Genomic DNA, 19,431 nt, shown 5'->3' with positions numbered 1-19,431 from the left:
CCGTCAGGCCAGCTCGGTGGCAGTGCCACCCGCTGCGGCGATCTTCTCCTTGGCGGAGCCGGAGAACTTGTCGGCCGAAACCTGCACGGCCACAGCGATTTCGCCCTCGCCGAGCACCTTCACGAGCTCGTTCTTGCGAACGAGGCCGTTGGCGACCAGCTCGGCCTTGCCGATGGTTCCGCCCTGAGGGAACACGCGGGCGATGTCACCGACGTTCACGACCTGGTACTCGGTGCGGAACGGGTTGGTGAAGCCCTTGAGCTTGGGCAGACGCATGTGAATCGGCATCTGACCGCCCTCGAAGCGGACGGGGACGTTCTTGCGAGCCTTCGTACCCTTGGTACCGCGGCCCGCGGTCTTACCCTTGGAGCCCTCACCGCGACCCACACGGGTCTTCTCGGTCTTGGCACCCGGGGCAGGACGCAGGTGGTGCAACTTGATGGTCATGCTTAGACCTCCTCAACTTCCACGAGGTGGCGCACGACGTTGATCAGGCCACGGTTCTGCGCGTTGTCCTCACGCACCACAACCTTGCGGATGCCGCGCAGCCCGAGGGTGCGCAGCGAGTCCCGCTGATTCGCCTTGGCGCCGATGCTGGACTTGACCTGGGTCACTTTCAGCTGTGCCATATCAGACTCCCTGTCCCGCGCGCGCACGCAGCATGCCGGCCGGGGCCACGTCCTCGATCGGCAGGCCACGACGGGCCGCGACCTCTTCGGGACGCTGCAGCATCTTCAGAGCCGCAACCGTGGCGTGCACGACGTTGATGGCGTTGTCGCTACCGAGCGACTTGGCCAGAACATCATGGATGCCGGCGCACTCCAGAACGGCACGGCACGCGCCACCGGCGATCACACCGGTACCGGGCGAAGCCGGACGCAGCATGACGACACCGGCAGCCGCCTCACCCTGAACCGGGTGGGTGACCGTGGAGCCGATCATCGGAACGCGGAAGAAGTTCTTGCGAGCCTCTTCGACACCCTTCTGGATGGCCGCGGGAACTTCCTTGGCCTTGCCGTAGCCGACGCCGACGAGACCGTTGCCGTCACCGACGATCACGAGGGCGGTGAAGCTGAAGCGACGACCACCCTTCACGACCTTGGAGACACGGTTGATCGCGACGACGCGCTCGAGCTGGTTCTTCTCGGCGGCATTGTCCCGGCGATCGCTACCGCCGCGGCGGTCGCGACCGCCACCACGCTGATCGCGGTTGTCGCTGCCACTGTTCTGTCCGGCGGGACCGTTGCTTCCGCCGTCACGCCGCTGACGTCCCGGCATCAGACGTTCCCTTCGTTCGCAGTGTTGATCATCAGAACTTCAGCCCACCTTCACGGGCGGCATCGGCGAGAGCCGCGATACGGCCGTGGTAGTCGTGACCACCACGGTCGAACACGACCGCCTCGACGCCGGCAGCCTTGGCGCGGGCGGCGATGAGCTCGCCGACCTTGGCGCCCTTGGCGGACTTGTCACCCTCGAGCGCGCGCACATCGGCCTCGATGGTCGACGCGGCGGCAATGGTCTTGCCGGCCGAATCGTCGATCAGCTGGGCGTGCAGGTGGCGCGCGGAGCGGTTGACCACCAGGCGCGGACGCTCGGTGGTGCCGACGACCTTCTTGCGCAGACGGAAGTGACGACGCGTCTTCGACAGGCGGCGCGAGGTCGAGGCGTCCTTGCCGATCGGCTTACGAGCGGCCTTCTGCTTTTCGGTTTGTGCCATGGCTTACTTACCCGTCTTTCCGACCTTGCGGCGAACGACCTCGCCGGCGTAGCGGATGCCCTTGCCCTTGTACGGATCGGGCTTACGCAGGCCGTGGATCACCGCGGCGATCTGGCCGACCTTCTGCTTGTCGATGCCGGACACCGAGAACTTGGTCGGGGACTCCACCGCGAAGGTGATGCCCTCGGGGGCGTCGACCGGAACCGGGTGGCTGTAGCCCAGGGCGAACTCGAGGTTCGAGCCCTTGGCGGCGACACGGTAACCGACGCCGAAGATTTCCATCTTCTTCTCGTAACCCTTGGTGACGCCCTCGATCATGTTGCTGATCAGGGTGCGGGTCAGGCCGTGCAGCGAGCGGTTCTGACGCTCGTCGTTCGGACGAACGACCTCGAGCTCACCGGACTCAGCCCGGGCGACGGTGATCGGCTCGGCGACAACGTGGGACAGGGTGCCCTTGGAACCCTTGACCGTCACGTTCTGGCCGTCGATGGTCACCTCGACGCCGGCGGGAACCGGGATCGGCTTCTTACCGATACGCGACATTGTTCCTACCTCCCTTACCAGACGTAGGCGAGGACTTCGCCGCCCACGCCCTGCTGCTTGGCCTGACGGTCAGTGAGCAGACCGGAGGACGTGGAGATAATCGCCACGCCGAGGCCGCCGAGCACCTTGGGCAGGTTGGTGGACTTCGCGTAAACCCGGAGGCCCGGCTTCGACACGCGGCGCACACCCTGCAGGGAGCGCTCACGGCTCGGGCCGTACTTCAGGTCGACGATCAGGTTCTTGCCGACGGGCGCATCTTCGACGCGGAAGTCGGCGATGTAGCCCTCGCGCTTGAGGATCTCGGCGATGTTCACCTTGAGCTTCGAGTGCGGCGCCTTCACCTGATCGTGGTACGCCGAGTTGGCGTTGCGCAGACGGGTCAAGAAGTCTGCGATGGGATCAGTCATGGTCATGTGTTTGACCGGTACCTTCCTGCCGCGGTTCCCATTCAGCACCGTCTGAGATCGGCGGTCGTGGGCCTACGACAATTCGGGGCGGTCCAGCCGGGAACGCCCGACCGGATGAATCGCTTGTGCTGCGGAGCAACGCCGCACGCGAGAACGCGTGCGGACACAGCTGTGCCCGAGCAACCGGTCTAGTGTAGACAACCCCTGATCAGCGACCAAATCGAGGTCCGCGTCACATCAACGGGGCGACCCGAGGCAGTAGACCTTCGGCATGATCTCGCCGGCCTGTTGATAGGAGTAGCTGGCGATGGAGCCCGCGACGCGATCACACAAGGATTTGTCCAGCACCGAGCTGAGGATCTTGTACCTCGCGTCGGGCGCGGTGCAGCCGGTGATCTCGACGTCATTGGCGCCGGTCTTCTTCAGGCAGTCGCCGACCTTCGCATTGTCGATCGTGCGGGTCGCGTCGGAATCCTTTGCGATCAAACAGAATACGATGCCCGTCCCGAACGCGCCGATGCCCTTCTTCGCCTCGAGCAGGTAGCTGTAGGTGGTCTGCGTGCCCGCGACGTTCTTGCACGCCGAATCCGTCATGAACTCCGAGCCGTCGGGACGAGCCAGGACACGGTAGACAGCGGTCGCATCGGTGCACGCCACCTTCTGCACAGCACTGCCCTTGGTGTCGGTGAGACAGTCACCCTTCTGAGCCGCATTCGCCGCGCGAGCCGGGTCGGCGCCCTTGATCCCGACGCAGATCGACCCACTGCCCTTGTCCGTATATACGTACTCGGTACCCGGCACATCCACGCACCGGTTGTGCGGCTTGTCGCTCCCCGCCCGGTCGAGCACCACGAACCCGGCATCCGACGAGGAACACGACACCTCGTCGAACCCCTCGTCCCCGCTCTTCTTCAGACAGTCCCCCTGGCTGACACCATTCGCGGAGCTGTCGATCAGCCCGCACCCGCCGGTGAACAACGCCAGTAAGACGGCCGCCGCGGCCACGATCCAGCGCATACGGAACCCACCCCCGATTTGAAACCCGTCATTTCCGACGAGTCGTCACGGTAGCGCGCCGGTCCCGCGACGGCCAATCCGCGCGGGCGCCAGCGGGTTACAGGACCCGGCCGTCGGGGAGGATTCCCGGGCGGAAGGGCTCGACGCCGACGGTGCGGTGGATGCGGTCGGGCTGGATGAGGACCGCGACCCGGGTCTCGCCGTCGATCAGCCAGGGGAAGGTTTCGGCGTTCAGGTACTTCTGCGCCAAGCGGTCCATGATGTGGACCGCTTCTTGCCCCTCGATGAATCCTACTGCGCGGCCGCGGATTTCGACTCGGTCGTAGGGCTGGCCCGGGTCGAAGCTGGACAGGGAGAGGCGGGGGTCGCGGCGGAGGTTCTGTTCCTTGATGCGGCCTACGGAGGTGTTCATCACGATGTGCTCTGTGCCGTCGACGGTTTCGAGGCCGACCCACATGGGGGTCAGCTGGGGAGAGCCGTCCTCGTTCAAGGTGCCGACCGTCCAGAAACGGGGCTCCTCGAGCCATTTGCGAACGTCCCCAACAACTTCGACCGGCATGCCTGTGCGTCCTTCCACTCGAGCGATCTCGAGTGTAGGTCGCCGACGGCCGCCGTTCGGGAATCTTCGAAGATCAGGTCGCGGGGGTGGTGGGGAAGCACATGGCCAGCCAACCCGAGGCGGCGGGGATCAGGGATTCGCGCCAGGCTGTCATCGTGGCGTCCGCCGGGGTCCAGACCCGGCGGTCGCTCTCGGGGCGGCGGACGTAGACGTCGCCAGTGGCCCAGACGCGGCGGAAATCCGGGTGGCGGGCCGCCAGCTCACGGACGATGCGGGCGGTGACGCCGGTGTCGCCGGTGGCTCCGACACTCGGTGCGGCGACGTAGTAATGACGCAGGATACCCACCATGTACGCGGCCTCGGTCTGCCAGTCCGGCAACACCATCCTCGAACGCGGGTCCCCGAACAGCCAGTGGGCGATACTGGGCGCCTCGTCGATACCGGGCATGAGGTGGCGATAACGGTCGTTCGCGGCGACCACGCCCCAATCCACCACCCACGCAGCGGGAATCGAGGTGAGCTGATCGAGCAGCGCCGACATGTCGGCGGACGACGCGGCCCCGCCCAGCGCGAAGCCGGGGCGACCGCCCAAGGCCCGCAAATGCTCACGCTCGTGCTCGTTGTCGCAGACGGCGTCGGCCAGCGCCGACAGCGCGCGATCCCCCACGCTGACCTTGTCGCCCTGCTCGAGCTTCTGCACGGTGCCGATACCGAGGTGGGCGTGCTGTGCGAACTCACGCTGCGTCCAGCCGCGGCGCAGCCGCATGCGCTTCACGAATGCCGCCAGCGTCGGCATTTCGACGTCGGCCCCATTGTCGAAGTGCATGTGTGAACCCTTTGCGGCCGTGCGAGATCGAGGTCCCCCACATTGGGGGTAGAGCGCACGACGCTACCACCAGGTTGGGATAGCTCCTGATCTTGCTCCTGGGATCGGCCGATTGACAGGATTGACCCTCGGTGGCGCCCTGGCCGTCATTGGAGGGGAGGGTCAGGTCGTCCCCGAATCGTGCGGGTCAACGGGGACCTGAACGCCGAAGGCCCCCACCGGGACGAATCTCGATGGGGGCCTTACGGTCGAGTCTCGGGCGGATCGAAAGTAGCCGCACCGATGTCCGATTCGAATCGGCCGGGCAATCGGTCATCGCCGAGCCGGTCTCGGCCGGAATCGATGCGCGCCCGCCCGGCACTGCTAGGCTCCCCGGTCTGCCTATGGGGGAAGGACCGGCTCATGCCCGGAAAGATGGGGACGCCAACCGCTGCACCGCGCAAGCGCTCACTGCGGGTGTCGTATCTGCTACCGGCGACGGTGGCGGCCGCGTTGGTATCGAGTGGGTGCGTCGCCGCCCCCTCCGAGCGTGCGGCCCCGAGCACCTCCCTGCCGCCGACCGCCCTCACGACCCTGCGGCCGACGACCGCCGCAGCGCCCCCGACCACCACGGTCCCGGCCGCCACCACACCGGCCCCGACCACCACCTCCGCGGATATCGAACCGACCGATGTGGCGATCTGCCTGGATCCGGAAACCAACGTCCGGGTCGACGATGACCTGTGCGACGCCGACGAGGACACGTATTCCCGCTTCTGGCTGCATCATTCCTCGGCGCTGATCTACCCCGCCGTCGGCGCGGTCGTGGGCCTGGCCCTGGGCAGCTTCATCCGGCCCACCGCCGGCCGCGTCCTCGACCGCGGCGTTCCCACGTCCGGCGGCCGGGTATTGCGCGGCGGATTCGGCGGGCATCTCCCCAGCGGCGGCAGCTGAAGCGATTAATTCGAGTGGTTCGCGTCGTCCAATGTTTCGAGGCCGCACCCACGCGGCCCGGGATCGAGAAACTCGGGAGACAGGACAAGACGATGAGCAACCCGGAAACCACCTTCACCGCCGAACCCGACAGCCATGTGGCCACCACCGTCGCCCTGATCGACGCGCCCAAGGCCGCCGTCTACCGCGCCTACACCGAAGCGGACCTGATGGTGCGCTGGTGGGGGCCGCGCGAGCTCACCAGCAAAGTCGAGCGGTTCGAGCCGGTGACGGGCGGATCGTGGCACATCGTGCATGTCGATCCCGCGGGCAACGAGTACGGATTCCGCGGCGTCTACCACGAGGTCGGCGCCGACCGGATCGTGAACACCTTCGAGTTCGACGGCACGCCCGGACACGTGTGCCTGGAATCGGTCACCTTCGAGGAGGAAGACGGCAAGACGCGGGTGACGGCGCTGTCGGTGTTCCAGTCCGTCGCGGATCGGGACGGCATGGCGGCCTCGGGGATGGCGGAATTCGCGCCGATCGGGATGGCGCAGCTGCAGGAGGTAGCCGCCGGCCTGTGACCGCCTGCGGCACAACGCCGAAGTCCCCGACCGGAGACATATCTCCTTGGGGGACTTCGTCTTTGGAGCCGCTCAGTTCCCCGGGGGGAGCCGGGCGCCGGGCCCCCCATCGCCGCAGTCGGACGCGAATCGTGCTGTATGGCCCGGATATACGTGTCTACTCGAGTGGTGTGGTGGGCGCGCAGGTGCGGTCTTCCGCCGGGAAGGTTCCATCGCCGAAGTAGCGGTTGGTGGTGTCGAGGATGCAGGTGCTCAGACCCGGTCGCAGCACCATGTGGATCCTGGTGTCGATCAAGGTGATCAAGCGTGACCCCGACATTTGCTGGTGGAGCGCTACGGCATGGGGGTAGGGCGTCCGGTTGTCGCCGGCGGCCTGCAGGATCAGTGCGGGCACGGCGTTGTCGACCACGGTGGGCGGTTCCGGGGGCGGTGACCAGAATGCGCAGGGTTGAATATTGTTGGCCAGCGCGGCGAAGATCGGCTGGCTCGGACGCGCCGCCTGGATCGCGTTCCAATACCAGGCGGGGTCGGCGGGCATCGGTGCGTCCGCACACCAGATCTGCACCATAACCGAATCTTCACCTTGCTTCTCGGCCTCGATCTGCTGGTGCAGCTGTGGGGGCACCTGCGGCGTGCGTCCGTCGGCCGCGTCGGTGACGGCCCGTACCGATGACGCCAGAGCCTCGTTCAATCGCGCGTCCCGCAACATCGTCCACAGCAGGTTCGGCAGGAGATGATCGTCGAAACCGAAGCCCTCGACCACGATCGGCGACAGCGACGCACGGTCGATCAGGTCCTCGACTCCACGACGTACCGCGGTCGCGGAGTCGCCGAGGTGGTACTGCTGGTCACGAGCGGCGGCCCAGTCGGCCCAGTCGTCGAAGGCCGCTTCCACCGCCGGCCCCCAGTCCTGCTGCAACCCCAGCCAGTAGCGCCGCGGATCGATGACACTGTCGAGCACCATGCGATCGGATCGATCGGGGAACAGTTGGGCGTAGACCGCACCCAGATAGGTCCCGTATGACACGCCGTAATAGCTGATGCGGTCCTCACTCAGTGCGGCACGGATCACGTCCATGTCGCGGGCGGTGTTGCGAGTGCTGAGCTGCCGCATCCAGTCCCGATCGCCCACCAGGCAATCGGCGGCCAGCTGTGCCTGCAGGACTGTTTCGGAGACGAACCCGGGGAACCCGACACCGGCCGAGCGGATCGAGCCGGCGACCGGCCATCCGCACCGCTGGTGCCGCCCGGACCGGGCGACTCCCCGCGGGTCGAATCCGATCAGGTCATAGCGGCTCAGCACATCCGGTTCGAGAACATCACCGACGAGATCGAACGCATCGAGCCCAGGCGTGCCCGGTCCGCCCGAGTTGGTCAGCAGCACACCGCGACGGTGTGCCACGTCGCGGGCCGGGATCCGCGAGACCGCAATGGTGATGCTCGGCCCGTCCGGCCTGCCGTAATCGAGTGGCACAGTGACATCCGTGCAGGCCGCGCCCTCCGCCGTCAGGGGCGCGTCCTCGCAGGTACGCCAGTCGAGATGTTGCTGATGAAAGCGCGCCAACGGATCTCCCGGTTCAGCGCCGGCAACACCCGAAGCAGAGGCCACCGTGACCGCGAGTACGGCGACGATCACCGCCGCGACAACACCCCGCACATCATTCAGCGAACTTCGGGAGCGACGCTCAGGGGACGCTATCGAATACGGATCTCCAACACCCACGAGGACAAGACCTTTCAGCAAGTCGAGATCGAATCGCACCGGGAGCCACCGCCGCCAACCATCCAGCCGCGCAGAAATCAGTCCGGGTCAATCGTAAATCCGGGCAATTCCGGGAAACCCACGGAATTCCGCGGCCTCGGCCACGTATTTCGCGGTGGGTTGGCGAACCGAGTGTAGCTTCCGATCACGCAATGGCCGGCCAGGCGAAAAGTCGCGCCGAAAACGGTACCACCCCCAACACATCCGAAACCCTGCCCATAATCACCCTTTTCGGATAAATCGTCATATTTGGTGCGCCGGGCGCGGCAACGACCAAATCCGAGCGGTTCAGCATTTCCGGACACCGCCGGCGAGTAAGGTGTCCGACTGCGTGTGGCGTACCACACACCGGCGAATTCGACGCCTAAGGTCTGGTGCGGTCCGCCCCATCAGGGGCAGCTGAGTGGAGGGATTCGAAGAGTGAAGTTCGAGAAGATCACCGCTGTCGTTTTCATGGCCATCTCGGCCGTGGGCATTACTGCGGCAACCGCCCATGCAGAGCCGGCCGTCGCCGAGCAGCCGGCTGCGGCGGACATGATTTCCGGTCTGGATCATGAAATCGTCTACCAGATCACCATTTCGCCGGTTGACAAGGTCATCACGACCACCGTTCAGAATGGCAAGTTCGAGATGGAGCGGAACGGCGCGGTGGTGCTCGAGTCCGGCAACGGAGCGGCGAGGACCGAAATGCCGCAACGGTTCACCGTCGAGGGGCGTTCGATTCCGCTCGTGCAGCACATCGGTGCGGACGGCCGCACCTTGACGCTGACACCGACCCCAACGGCGGAAGATACGGCGCAACTGAAGAACATCAGCTCCTACGACCGCCTGAAGGAACAGATCGACAAAAACCTGCCCGGCGTCGTCACCGGTGCCATTGTGGGCGGCCTCCTCGGGGCGTGCGTGTTCCTGTTGTGGGGGCTCACCATTCCCGTGGGCGCGCTGATCGGTGCAACCATCGGCGGATACATCACAGGCGGCCCGGAGTTCCTCGACGCCGTAACAGCGTGGGTCACCGCCCAGCCGTGATCACTGGCAGGTGAGTAAGGGGTCAACTGGTCAGGGAAGAGCTGCGAGAAATAGGGGTCGACGACAATGCCGAAGGCCCCCGCCGAATCGGAACTCGGCGGGGGCCTTCGGGTTCGGTGCTACTAGGTCACCAGGACCGGTGAGTCACCAGGACGACGTGTGGGAGCCCGGGGACTCGCCGCGGTGATCGATACATCTCGTCAACTCGGCTGGGGCGATAGGCTGTATCAAGTCTTCTTGCTGACCCAGACAGGCGATCCTGACCACCGTACCAATCACCACCGCAGTTCAGTATTTTGGCTGGCGAGGATCGCCTGGATTTCGCGATCCACACCGACCTCGAACCCGGACCACTGCGGCGGCTCCAGGTGACCGCCCCGGAGTTACAGACCCCGGAAGCCGGACGACGAGGCGATTACGAGCAGCTTGGCTACGGATTCCGATGCCTCGGCCTGCACCCTCACCTGCCGTACTGAGTCAGCGTTCCCAGATCCGGCTATCCCTTCCCACTGGATCCCCCGATCACAGGGGGCTCAGGAAACCGATCCGGGCGTTGAAATCCATTGCGTTGGTTGGCCGGTCACGCCGGCGACGGTCTCGAAATCATGGTCGTAGTGGAGGATTGTGAGGTTGTGGGCGGAGGCGGTTACCGATACCAGGAGATCTACCACCCCGGCACTGCGATGCCGACCGGACTCGGTGAGGGATTGCTGAATGCGGTGCGCCCGCTGCCACGCGGCGGCGGGCGTGACAACCCAACCGAACAATCCATCGAACAGTTCTTTCTTGCGCAGACGATCAGCTAGAGAGGTCGCGCCGTACAGCAATTCCAGCTCGACCGCGTCGCAGATGGCGATCAACCCCGCGTTGAGCGGCTCGTCCCATGCCTTACGGATCGAGGGATTCAGGAGCAGGCGCCCGACTGCGGACGTATCGATCAGGTATTCGATCACGAGCGATACCCCTGCTTGTCGAGCAGATAGTCGAAGTCACCTCGCTCGGCCATCTCGACTAGCTCGGCCAGTGCCTTGGCGCGCTTGATCCGCTTCGCGACTTCGATCAGAGCCGCGTTCACAGTGTCCTTCTTGGTGGCGGTGCCCAGCAGGCGCTGCGCCTCCGCGAGCGCCTCGTCATCGACGTCGATCAGCAGTTTGGACATCGAGACCACCTCCCATTGATATATGTAATAGCCGACCCAAATATACCGGATATCGGCCGCAGGTGGGCGCCGAACGCCGAAGGCCCCCACCGGGACGAATCACGGTGGGGGCCTTCGGGTGTGGAGTTGTCAGCTCACGAGGAGCTTCGGCTCACCAGGACGACTTGTGGACGCCCGGGAGCTCGCCGCGGTGGGCCATCTCGCGCAGGCACACGCGGCACAGGCCGAACTTGCGGTACACAGCGTGCGGACGACCGCAGCGCTGGCAGCGGGTGTAGGCGCGCACCGCGAACTTCGGCTTGGCGTTGGCCTTGTTGATCAGAGCCTTCTTAGCCATGGATCAGTTCTCCTTGAACGGGAAGCCGAGGTGCTTGAGCAGCGCGCGGCCTTCTTCGTTGTTGGTCGCGGTGGTCACCACGGTGATGTCCATACCACGCGGACGGTCGATCTTGTCGACGTCGATCTCGTGGAACATCGACTGCTCGGAGAGACCGAAGGTGTAGTTGCCGTGGCCGTCGAACTGCTTCGGCGAGAGACCGCGGAAGTCGCGGATACGCGGAAGCGCGATCGAGATCAGACGGTCCAGGAACTCCCACATCCGGTCGCCGCGCAGGGTGACCTTCGCGCCGATCGGCATGCCCTCACGCAGCTTGAACTGCGCGATGGACTTGGTGGCCTTGCGGATCTCGGGCTTCTGGCCGGTGATCAGGGTGAGGTCGGCGACCGCGCCGTTGATCAGCTTCGCGTCACGGGCGGCGTCGCCGACACCCATGTTCACGACGACCTTCACGACGCCCGGGATCTGCATCACGTTGGCGTAGTTGAACTCGTTGTTCAGGGCCGGCTTGATTTCCTCGCGGTAGCGGGTCTTCAGGCGGGGCTGAACCTTGTTCTCGGTAGAAGTCATCTCAGATGTCCTTCCCGTTGCGACGGGAGATGCGGACCCGCTTGCCGTTCTCATCGGTGCGGTAGCCCACGCGGGTCGGCTTGCCGTCGGAGTCGACGACCATCACGTTGGAGGCCTGGATCGGCGCTTCCTGGGTGACGATGCCGCCCGAGCTGGCGCCACGCTGGTTCGCGGAATCCGCGACGTGCTTCTTGATGCGGTTCACGCCCTCGACGAGGACCTTGCCGGTCGCCGGGAAGGCCTGGATGACCTTGCCCTTGGCGCCCTTGTCCTTGCCCGAGATCACGATGACCGTGTCGCCCTTGTGCACCTTCATGGTTACAGCACCTCCGGGGCCAGCGAGACGATCTTCATGAAGCGCTTCTCACGCAGCTCACGGCCGACCGGGCCGAAGATGCGGGTGCCACGCGGATCGTTGTCCGCCTTGATGAGCACCGCGGCGTTCTCGTCGAACTTGATGTACGAGCCATCCGGGCGACGACGCTCCTTGACGGTGCGCACGACGACGGCCTTGACGACCTCGCCCTTCTTGACGTTGCCGCCGGGGATGGCGTCCTTGACAGTGGCGACGATGATGTCACCGATGCCGGCATAGCGACGCGACGAACCACCGAGCACGCGGATGCAGAGGATTTCCTTCGCACCCGTGTTGTCGGCGACGCGCAGTCGCGACTCCTGCTGAATCACTTCAGCTCCTCCTAGACCTGGACGAAATGCACGCCGGATTGCCGACCCGACGGGCATGGTCAGTTGCCCTGCGACGCGCGCCTGCCAGCGGTTTTTCACCAAACTGGGAGAACAACCACTGTGGGTTCGCGGCCGAAGTGCGGGCATAGCTCCCGCAGGCAACCGCAACAGTCTAACGAAGGCCCAGGTCCTACCCAAATCAGGGGGTTCGGCGCGGATTCAGGGGTTCCTCAGCCGGGTCCGCTAGCGTCGGCCCGAGCAACGTACGAGCTATCCCGATTATCCGGTAGAGGAGATTCGCGTTGACTTCCGAGCGTTCTGTTCTCGACCGCCGTGGCTTCCTGATCGCGCTGGGACTGGTGCCCGCCGCGGCCGTGCTGGCCTCCTGCAACAAGAACGACGCCAATGCCGGGAAACCGGCCACGCTCATCGGGCCCGACATGGCCGGATCGGATCCGGCGATCCGGCCGCAGGACGACCTGTACCGGTTCGTCAACGGGAAATGGCTACGCGAGTACCAGCTGCCGCCGGACAAGGTGTCCTTCGGCACCTTCGACGAGGTGCAGGAACGGGTGGAACAGCAGCTCAAGGAGATCATCGAGGGCATCCACGACCCGGAGGGCGGAACCGACGCGCAGAAGATCCGCGACCTCTACGACGGGCGCATCGACAAGGACATCATCGAACAGCTCGGCATCACGCCGCTCAACGATCTGTTCGAGCAGATCGACCGGGCCGCGACCAAGGCCGACCTCGCCAGGGTGATGGGTTCGCTGCCCGGGGTCGGATTGATCGGGATCGGGGTGGGGCCCGACCCGAAGGACTCCAACGCCTACCTGCCCGGGGTCTCGCAGGCCGGGCTCGGGCTGGACGAGCAGTACTACCGCAAGCCCGAGAACGCCGACAAGCTCGCCAAGTACCGGACCTATATGCAGCGCATCGCGGCCGGCGCCGGGTTCGCCGACCCCACCGCCCTGGCCGACCGGGTGGTCGACCTGGAGAAACGGATCGCCGGATTCCATTGGAACAATGTGAAACTGCGCGACACCGACGCCACCTACAACCTGAAGACGTGGGCGGAGCTGACCGCGCTGGGGCCGCAATTCGATTGGGACCCTTGGCTGGCGGGTACCACCGACCGGCCCAAGGACCTGTTCGGCAAGGTCAATGTGGACGAGCCGTCGTTCGTCACGGGTGCCGCACAGCTGTGGGCCGAGGTCGACATCCCCGCCTGGCGTGAATATCTGAAGCTGGCGCTGGTGCGCGGCTTCGCCACCTATCTGCCCAAGGCCATCGCCGACCCGAACTTCGACTTCTTCGGCCGGGAGATGGCGGGCCTGCAGCAGCGGCCCGAACCGTGGAAGACCGCGGTGTCCACGGTCAACGAGGTGATCGGCGAGGCGCTCGGAAAACTCTACGTGGACAAGCACTTCCCGCCCGAGGCCAAGAAGCGGGCGCTGGAGATGGTCGACGATCTGCGGGCGGCCTACCGGGACAACTTCAAGAACTCGACCTGGATGACGCAGCCCACCCGGGAGGCGGCCATCGCCAAGCTGGAGAAGATCGACGCCAAGATCGGCTACCCGGACAAATGGAAGGACTACGGCAAGCTCACCGTCACCCGCGACCGCCTGGTCGAATCCCTGCGCGCCTCCGCGGCCTTCGAGGCCAAGCGCATGTTCGACCGGCTGGGGACGCCTGTGGACAAATCGGAGTGGGGTATGCCGCCGCAGATCGTGAACGCCTACTACAACCCCAGCGGCAATGAGATCGTCTTCCCCGCGGCGTTCCTGCAGCCGCCGTTCTTCGACCCGAACGCCGAGCCCGCGGTGAACTACGGTGCGGGCGGCGCGGTCATCGGCCACGAGATCGGGCACGGTTTCGACGATCAGGGCGCGAAGTACGACGGGGACGGCAATCTGAAGGACTGGTGGACCCCGGCGGACAAGGCCGCCTTCCAGGCCAAGACCGCGCAGCTCATCGCGCAGTACAACGTGCTGGTGCCGGAGGGACTGCCCGCCGATCAGCATGTGAACGGTGAGCTCACCGTCGGCGAGAACCTGGCCGACCTGCGCGGACTGGAGATCTCGCTGGCCGCGTACCGCATGGTGCGGGAGCGCGCAGGGACCGCGACGCCCGACTACAAGCCGATGTTCGAATCCTGGGGCCGGACCTGGCGGACCAAGATGACCGACGAGTCGCTCGAACGGCAGCTCGCCAATGATCCGCACTCGCCGGCGGAATTCCGGTGCAACCAGGTGGTGCGCAATCTCGGCGAGTTCTACAGCACCTACGACGTGAAGGAAGGCGACAAGGCGTACCTGCCGCCGGACCAGCGCGTCACCCTCTGAGCTCGCGACATCCCGCGCGAGGCTGCCTTCCCCGGTAGCCTCGCGTCGGTATCGCAGCTTCACGAGAGGTAGTGCCTGTGACTTCGTCGGGTTCGGCGCGCTTGGATCGCCGCGCATTCCTGATCGCCCTCGGGCTGGTTCCGGCCGCGGCCGCCTTGGCGTCCTGCAGCAAGGATTCGACGGCGAAAACGTTGACGGGACCGGATCTTTCGGGAGCCGACGAGGCGGTCCGGGTACAGGACGACCTGTACCGGTACGTCAACGGCAAGTGGCTGCGCGAGTACCAGCTGCCGCCGGACAAGCCCGCCTTCGGTGCGGTCAGCGAGGCCAACGAGCGCACGCTGAACCAGTTGCGGGAGATCATCGACGGGATCAAGGACCCGGAACCGGGTTCGGACGCGCAGAAGATCCGCGACCTCTACGACGCGCGCGTCGACTGGGACACCGTCGAGAAACTCGGGATGTCGCCGCTGCAGGAGCTGTTCGACCAGGTCGACAAGGCCGCGACCAAGCCCGATCTGGCGAAGGTGATGGGCGCGTTGCCGATCGGCGGGCTGATCGGGATCGGCGTCAGCATCGACCGCAAGAACTCCAACGCCTACATCCCCGGGATCTCGCAGTCCGGGCTCGGGCTGGAGGAGGACTACTACAGCAAACCGCAGTACGCCGAGAAGCTGAAGGGGTATCGGGTCTACCTGGAAGCGATCGCGAAGGGCGCCGGGTTCGCCGATCCGAGCGGAATGGCGCAGCGGATCCTCGACCTGGAGACCCGCATCGCGGCCGTCTTCTGGGATCGGGTGCGCCGCCGCGACGCCGACGCCTCCTACAACCGCATGACCTGGCAGCAGCTGACCGAACTCGGCCGCGGCTTCGACTTCGAGCCGTGGCTGGCCGGATGCACCGACCGGCCCAAGGACCTGTTCGCGGAAGTGATTGTCGCGCAGCCGTCCTACATCACCGCGGCCGGGCAGATCTGGGCCGACACCGATATCGCGATCTGGCGCGACTATCTGAAGCTGTCGGTGGTTCGCGCCTACGCGCCCTACCTGCCGATCGCGATCAACGACGCCTACTTCCAGTTCGCCGGGCGGGTCATGCGCGGACAGCAGGAGCGGCAGGAGCGCTGGAAATACGGCGTCAACCTGGTGAACTCCTCGCTGCCGGAATCGCTGGGGAAGCTGTATGTGGACAAGCACTTCCCGGCCTCGGCCAAGGACGAGGTCAAGCGGATGGTGGACGATCTGCTGAACGCCTACCGGGAGAACTTCCGCGCCTCGGCCTGGATGACGCAGCCCACCCGGGACGCGGCCCTGGCCAAACTGGACAAGATGCGAGTCAAGATCGGGTACCCGGACAAGTGGGACGATTACTCGAAGCTGACCGTCACCCGCGGCAAGCTCGTCCAATCCCTGCTCGCCATCAACGCTTTCAACAACAAGAAGGACTGGGACCGGCTCGGCACGCCGGTCGACAAGTCCGAGTGGGGTATGAGCCCGCAGACCGTCAACGCGTATTACTCGCCGCCCAACAACGAGATCGTCTTCCCCGCCGCGTATCTGCAGCCGCCGTACTTCGACAACGACGCGCAGCCGGCGGTGAACTTCGGCGCGGTCGGCGCGACCATCGGCCACGAGATCGGTCACGGGTTCGACGATCAGGGCCGTAAATACGACGGCGACGGCAACCTGCGGGACTGGTGGACCCCGGAGGACAAGGCCGCCTTCGAAGCCCGCGCGGCCAAGGTGGTCGCCCAGTACGACGGCCTGGTGCCCGAAGGGGTGTCGCCCGAGAACAAGGTGAACGGCAAACTCACGCTCGGCGAGAACCTGGCCGACCTGCGCGGACTCCAGATCGCCCTGGCCGCCTACCGGCTCGCCGAGAAGCGCGCGGGCAACGACAACCCGGATTACCGCACCATGTTCCTGTCCTGGGCCCGGGGCTGGCGTGCGAAGCAGACCCCCGAGCTCACCGCCGAGGGTCTCTCCGACACCCACTCCCCCGACGAATTCCGCTGCAACCAGGTGGTCCGCAACCTGCCGGAGTTCTACGGCACGTTCGGCGTCACCTCCGGCGACAAGCTCTTCCTGCCCGAGGACCAGCGCGTCACCTTCTGACCCGCGCGGGACCCGGCCGCTCAGGCCGGGTCCGTCAACTCCCGGGGCGCGGCCTGCCGCCACGAGTCGGTGACGATGGCCTCCAGTTCGTCGCGATCGTCCAAGGCCGCCAGGCGAACCCGGACCCAGGCGTTGCCCGCCTCGTGCGGGGCGATCCAGAACTTGTCCGGCTCGGCCCGCACCAGTTCGTCGCGGTCGGCGATCGGGCACCGGACGGCCATCGAGGTCTCGTTCTCCGGCAGGGTCAGGAACAGTTTCCCCGCGACCCGGAAGGTCGGCATCTGCCATTCGAACTGCTCGGCGGTGCGCGCCAGCGAAAGCGCCACCGCCCGAACATCATCCCCGGTCACCGTCATGTGATCGATCCTCCCAGGCGGGTCCGACAACCGGCTCAGGCGGCGGGGGTGCCCAGGATGACGCTGCCCACGTTGCATTCCTCCAGTTCGGAGACGCCGGTGGCGGCGGTGAACGCGGCGGTGTCGGAGAAGCCCTGGGCCACCGCGCCCAGACCCATGGCGGTGGCCGCCAGATAGAGGGTCTGCATGAGGACGCCCACGTGTTTGAGCATGTTGGCGTAGGCGACCGACTCGTAGGACCACATGATCCGGCCCGCGCGCGCCGAGATCAACAGCAGCAGTTGCGGTTCGGACGCGTTGGCCAGGGTCGCCGTCGTGGTGCGGAGCAGACGCTCGACCTCGGGGGAATCGGCGGGGGCCACGGGGCGCAGGACGTGCTCGAAGGAGTCGTAGTGGTACATGGCGGGGGGCAGGCCCTCGACAGTGCGGACCACCGGGTAGAGCTCCAGTTCGTGAACGCCGCCGCCCGAAGGGTAAGGGCGGGACGGGAGTTCGCCGCCGTCGGGCGTCCGTTCCATCGAGCGGGTGCGAGCGGTGCGGTAGAGCAGTTCCGCCAGCTGAGCCAGGGTGATCGGGTTGCTGTCATCGAAGGCGCGGCAGGAGCGGCGGTCCTCGACGGCGGCGGTCAGTGACAGGTCCGAGGCGCGCAGCGCGGCCAGATCGGGGGCCGGGAGCGCGATCGACTCGCCCGGGTAGGCCGGACGGTGCGCGGGGAGCTGCGGGAACTCGTCCTTCGCCCACGCCGTCGGACCGAAGTTGTCCCAGGTGACCGTGCGGGAGCCCAGCGTGCTGCGGCGGTGGAACCACAGATCGGGGGCGCTCCAGCTGCGGGTGGTGAAGTCGCCGGACTCGGTGGACGGGTCTGCGGTGAAGCCGCCCCAGGCCAGGTCGGCGGCGATGCGGGCCGAAAGATGCTCGGGCAGGCCGAGTTCGGACGGGCTCGCACCGCCCGCCACGGCGAGCAGGCGCGGGTCGTGCACCCGCAGGTCGCACCAGGAGGTGGGGTGCTCGAGCACCAGGCCCTCCGAATCACGGTGGATCACCGTGAATTTCGAAAGGGGGGCCGCCGCCGCGCCCGCCGGACGGGCGGGCGGGGTGGCGAAGGGCCGCAGGGTATAGAGGTCCCGATCGCCGTCGCGGACGGTGACCTCCAGCCAGCCCGCGCCGGTCAGGCGGTCGAGCAGCGGTGTCACCGAATCGGATTCGGGCTCCAGCTGGGTGAGGGTCGCCGGGCCGCGATTGAGGGTCTTCAGGGCCTGGCTCTGGGGTGCGGTCAGGCCCGTCAGCTTCTCGTTGCGGGGCGGGTTCAGCAGGACCGCGCCGCCCGGCATCGTCAGGCAGGTGACGCCGGGGCGCAGCGCGTAGCGGTGGTCGGCGCGGGTCATTTGGCGGCGTTGGCCAGAGCCGGTTCGAGCTTGTCGAGCAGGTACGGCAGGGCCAGCGGGGTGGGCTGGTTGATGGCGCTGATCTCCTGGACGGTGAGGAAGACGATCGAGTTCTTCTTCACCGACGGCAGGTCGTTGTAGCCCGGCAGGGCGCGGTACTTCTCGTCCAGGCCGGGCGAGTAGCCGGCCAGCAGCAGGTCGGAGTTCAGTTCGTCGAGGCGCTCCGGCGACAGGGCCAGGCGGCCGCCGTTGCCGCCCTGCTCCACCAGGCGCTGCGGGATGGTCATGCCGAGCTGGGTGAACAGGCGGCTGGATCCGTCCTTCGGGTCGGTGAGGACCATCAGCTGCGACGGCCCGGCCAGCCAGGAGCTGATGAAGGTCTTGCCCTTCAGGCCCGGATTGCGTTGCGCGATACCGTCGATGCGGCCGTTGAGGTCGGCGACCACCTTGTCCGCGTCGGCGGTCTTGTGCAGCACCTGGCCCAGCGCGTGCACCTGGTCGGCCCACGGGGTCACGGCTTCCTTGGTGAGGCCGGGCAGGGTGGGCGCGACCTTGGACAGGTCGCCGTAGGTCTTGGCGTCGGCGATGAACGGGTCGGCCAGGATCAGGTCCGGGTTCAGCGCGGCGACCTGTTCGGCCAGATTGCCGGTGGTCGAGAGGGCCTTGGACTGCGACAACGTGGCCGGCTCCCAGGGCGGGGCGCCCTTGCTGAGCACCGCGATGTTGTCGATGTAGCCGACCGGGGTGACGCCGAGCGCCTGTGTGGTGTCGAGCCACTGGTTGCCCAGGGCGACGATGCGGGTCGGGGTGCCCTCGACAGTAGTCTGGCCGTGCGCGTGGGTGATGGTGACCGGGGCGCCGCCACCCGAGGCCGTGTCGTCGGAGCTGGATCCGCAGGCCGTGAGCCCGAGCGCGAGCAGGCCTGCGACTGCCGCCAGGGCGGCTTTTGCGGTGAACGACCGCGACTTCATCGTGCTCTCCTGTCTGCTCTGCCCGACCGGATCGACCGAGCGTGCCCGGCCGAAACGGTCGAGCGGTAGGTGAGCCTAGCCTAATTTTCTCCCGAGTTGCAGACCGTTGTCGCCGATTCGATCCCCGAAGGGGTGGCCGATC

Annotated in this window: 24 protein-coding genes; 5 read left to right on the top strand and 19 right to left on the bottom strand. The window is 66.3% G+C overall.

Going from position 1 to position 19,431, the window contains the following annotated elements; translation table 11 throughout:
- Positions 1 to 3 precede the first annotated feature (3 nt).
- The 9 genes from rplO to ABZ412_RS26770 form a co-directional block, all read right to left on the bottom strand.
- Positions 4 to 447 carry a 50S ribosomal protein L15 gene (gene rplO / locus ABZ412_RS26810; RefSeq protein ID WP_357285164.1) on the bottom strand — a complete coding sequence of 148 codons (444 nt, stop codon included), beginning with the start codon at positions 445 to 447 and terminating at the stop codon, positions 4 to 6.
- A 2-nt stretch (positions 448 to 449) separates the two neighbouring features.
- The gene (gene rpmD / locus ABZ412_RS26805) at positions 450 to 629 is read right to left on the bottom strand and encodes a 50S ribosomal protein L30 (protein WP_157388589.1); all 180 of its coding nucleotides are present in this window, start codon (positions 627 to 629) and stop codon (positions 450 to 452) included.
- 1 nt (position 630) lies between these two features.
- Positions 631 to 1,278 (bottom strand): 30S ribosomal protein S5, encoded by a 648-nt coding sequence (gene rpsE / locus ABZ412_RS26800; protein ID WP_357285161.1) that lies wholly within the window; start codon positions 1,276 to 1,278, stop codon positions 631 to 633.
- A 31-nt stretch (positions 1,279 to 1,309) separates the two neighbouring features.
- Entirely contained in the window at positions 1,310 to 1,717 is a 408-nt protein-coding gene (gene rplR / locus ABZ412_RS26795) for a 50S ribosomal protein L18 (protein ID WP_357089108.1), read from the bottom strand.
- A 3-nt stretch (positions 1,718 to 1,720) separates the two neighbouring features.
- Positions 1,721 to 2,260 (bottom strand): 50S ribosomal protein L6, encoded by a 540-nt coding sequence (gene rplF, locus ABZ412_RS26790; RefSeq protein ID WP_033087353.1) that lies wholly within the window; start codon positions 2,258 to 2,260, stop codon positions 1,721 to 1,723.
- A gap of 14 nt (positions 2,261 to 2,274) precedes the next feature.
- The gene (gene rpsH / locus ABZ412_RS26785; protein ID WP_213558035.1) at positions 2,275 to 2,673 is read right to left on the bottom strand and encodes a 30S ribosomal protein S8; all 399 of its coding nucleotides are present in this window, start codon (positions 2,671 to 2,673) and stop codon (positions 2,275 to 2,277) included.
- Positions 2,674 to 2,904: 231 nt separating this feature from the next.
- A complete protein-coding gene (locus ABZ412_RS26780) occupies positions 2,905 to 3,672 on the bottom strand; it encodes a hypothetical protein (protein ID WP_357285157.1) in 768 nt (255 codons plus the stop codon).
- A gap of 109 nt (positions 3,673 to 3,781) precedes the next feature.
- Positions 3,782 to 4,243, bottom strand: coding sequence for a PPOX class F420-dependent oxidoreductase (locus ABZ412_RS26775; RefSeq protein ID WP_357285155.1), 462 nt, complete (start codon positions 4,241 to 4,243; stop codon positions 3,782 to 3,784).
- Between the two features lie 73 nt (positions 4,244 to 4,316).
- Positions 4,317 to 5,069 (bottom strand): helix-turn-helix transcriptional regulator, encoded by a 753-nt coding sequence (locus tag ABZ412_RS26770; protein ID WP_357285152.1) that lies wholly within the window; start codon positions 5,067 to 5,069, stop codon positions 4,317 to 4,319.
- A gap of 402 nt (positions 5,070 to 5,471) precedes the next feature.
- Here ABZ412_RS26770 and ABZ412_RS26765 point away from each other — a divergent pair, with 402 nt between their 5' ends.
- Positions 5,472 to 6,002 carry a hypothetical protein gene (locus ABZ412_RS26765; RefSeq protein ID WP_357285149.1) on the top strand — a complete coding sequence of 177 codons (531 nt, stop codon included), beginning with the start codon at positions 5,472 to 5,474 and terminating at the stop codon, positions 6,000 to 6,002.
- Between the two features lie 92 nt (positions 6,003 to 6,094).
- Positions 6,095 to 6,568, top strand: coding sequence for an SRPBCC family protein (locus tag ABZ412_RS26760; RefSeq protein ID WP_357285147.1), 474 nt, complete (start codon positions 6,095 to 6,097; stop codon positions 6,566 to 6,568).
- 157 nt (positions 6,569 to 6,725) lie between these two features.
- On the opposite strand, the gene ABZ412_RS26755 is transcribed toward ABZ412_RS26760, so the two are convergent.
- Positions 6,726 to 8,330: an alpha/beta fold hydrolase gene (locus ABZ412_RS26755; protein WP_357285144.1), complete on the bottom strand. Its 1,605-nt coding sequence runs from the start codon at positions 8,328 to 8,330 to the stop codon at positions 6,726 to 6,728.
- 420 nt (positions 8,331 to 8,750) lie between these two features.
- Between ABZ412_RS26755 and ABZ412_RS26750 the strand changes: the two genes are divergently transcribed.
- A complete protein-coding gene (locus tag ABZ412_RS26750) occupies positions 8,751 to 9,359 on the top strand; it encodes a hypothetical protein (protein ID WP_357285141.1) in 609 nt (202 codons plus the stop codon).
- A 533-nt stretch (positions 9,360 to 9,892) separates the two neighbouring features.
- Here the strand turns inward: ABZ412_RS26750 and ABZ412_RS26745 are convergent.
- The 6 genes from ABZ412_RS26745 to rplN all read right to left on the bottom strand — a co-directional run bounded on the left by ABZ412_RS26745 (position 9,893) and on the right by rplN (position 12,112).
- Positions 9,893 to 10,312: a PIN domain nuclease gene (locus ABZ412_RS26745; RefSeq protein ID WP_357285138.1), complete on the bottom strand. Its 420-nt coding sequence runs from the start codon at positions 10,310 to 10,312 to the stop codon at positions 9,893 to 9,895.
- Entirely contained in the window at positions 10,309 to 10,518 is a 210-nt protein-coding gene (locus ABZ412_RS26740; RefSeq protein ID WP_357285135.1) for a type II toxin-antitoxin system VapB family antitoxin, read from the bottom strand. Before ABZ412_RS26740 ends, ABZ412_RS26745 begins: the two co-directional genes overlap by 4 nt.
- A 151-nt stretch (positions 10,519 to 10,669) precedes the next feature.
- Entirely contained in the window at positions 10,670 to 10,855 is a 186-nt protein-coding gene (locus ABZ412_RS26735) for a type Z 30S ribosomal protein S14 (RefSeq protein ID WP_029923637.1), read from the bottom strand.
- 3 nt (positions 10,856 to 10,858) lie between these two features.
- A complete protein-coding gene (rplE, locus tag ABZ412_RS26730; protein WP_120741133.1) occupies positions 10,859 to 11,425 on the bottom strand; it encodes a 50S ribosomal protein L5 in 567 nt (188 codons plus the stop codon).
- 1 nt (position 11,426) lies between these two features.
- A complete protein-coding gene (rplX, locus tag ABZ412_RS26725; protein ID WP_357089127.1) occupies positions 11,427 to 11,741 on the bottom strand; it encodes a 50S ribosomal protein L24 in 315 nt (104 codons plus the stop codon).
- 2 nt (positions 11,742 to 11,743) lie between these two features.
- Positions 11,744 to 12,112, bottom strand: coding sequence for a 50S ribosomal protein L14 (gene rplN / locus ABZ412_RS26720; RefSeq protein ID WP_033090674.1), 369 nt, complete (start codon positions 12,110 to 12,112; stop codon positions 11,744 to 11,746).
- A 302-nt stretch (positions 12,113 to 12,414) separates the two neighbouring features.
- Between rplN and ABZ412_RS26715 the strand changes: the two genes are divergently transcribed.
- Positions 12,415 to 14,463, top strand: a complete 2,049-nt coding sequence (locus ABZ412_RS26715; RefSeq protein WP_357285131.1) for a M13 family metallopeptidase — start codon at positions 12,415 to 12,417, stop codon at positions 14,461 to 14,463.
- A gap of 77 nt (positions 14,464 to 14,540) precedes the next feature.
- Entirely contained in the window at positions 14,541 to 16,577 is a 2,037-nt protein-coding gene (locus ABZ412_RS26710; RefSeq protein WP_357285129.1) for a M13 family metallopeptidase, read from the top strand.
- Between the two features lie 20 nt (positions 16,578 to 16,597).
- Here ABZ412_RS26710 and ABZ412_RS26705 read toward each other — a convergent pair whose 3' ends face one another.
- The 3 genes from ABZ412_RS26705 to ABZ412_RS26695 are packed head-to-tail and all read right to left on the bottom strand — an operon-like array spanning position 16,598 to position 19,289.
- On the bottom strand, positions 16,598 to 16,933 hold the full coding sequence (locus ABZ412_RS26705) for an MmcQ/YjbR family DNA-binding protein (RefSeq protein WP_357285126.1): 336 nt from the start codon (positions 16,931 to 16,933) through the stop codon (positions 16,598 to 16,600).
- A 35-nt stretch (positions 16,934 to 16,968) separates the two neighbouring features.
- On the bottom strand, positions 16,969 to 18,318 hold the full coding sequence (locus tag ABZ412_RS26700) for a SagB family peptide dehydrogenase (RefSeq protein WP_357285123.1): 1,350 nt from the start codon (positions 18,316 to 18,318) through the stop codon (positions 16,969 to 16,971).
- Positions 18,315 to 19,289 carry an ABC transporter substrate-binding protein gene (locus ABZ412_RS26695; RefSeq protein ID WP_357285121.1) on the bottom strand — a complete coding sequence of 325 codons (975 nt, stop codon included), beginning with the start codon at positions 19,287 to 19,289 and terminating at the stop codon, positions 18,315 to 18,317. The genes ABZ412_RS26700 and ABZ412_RS26695 overlap by 4 nt, the downstream gene beginning before the upstream one ends.
- Between the last annotated feature and the right edge of the window lie 142 nt (positions 19,290 to 19,431).

The sequence above is a fragment of the Nocardia sp. NPDC005746 genome (assembly GCF_040630785.1).
In the GTDB taxonomy this organism is placed as follows: domain Bacteria; phylum Actinomycetota; class Actinomycetes; order Mycobacteriales; family Mycobacteriaceae; genus Nocardia.
Note: the sequence above shows the minus strand (reverse complement) of the source record. Positions and strands in the feature narration are given on the sequence as shown.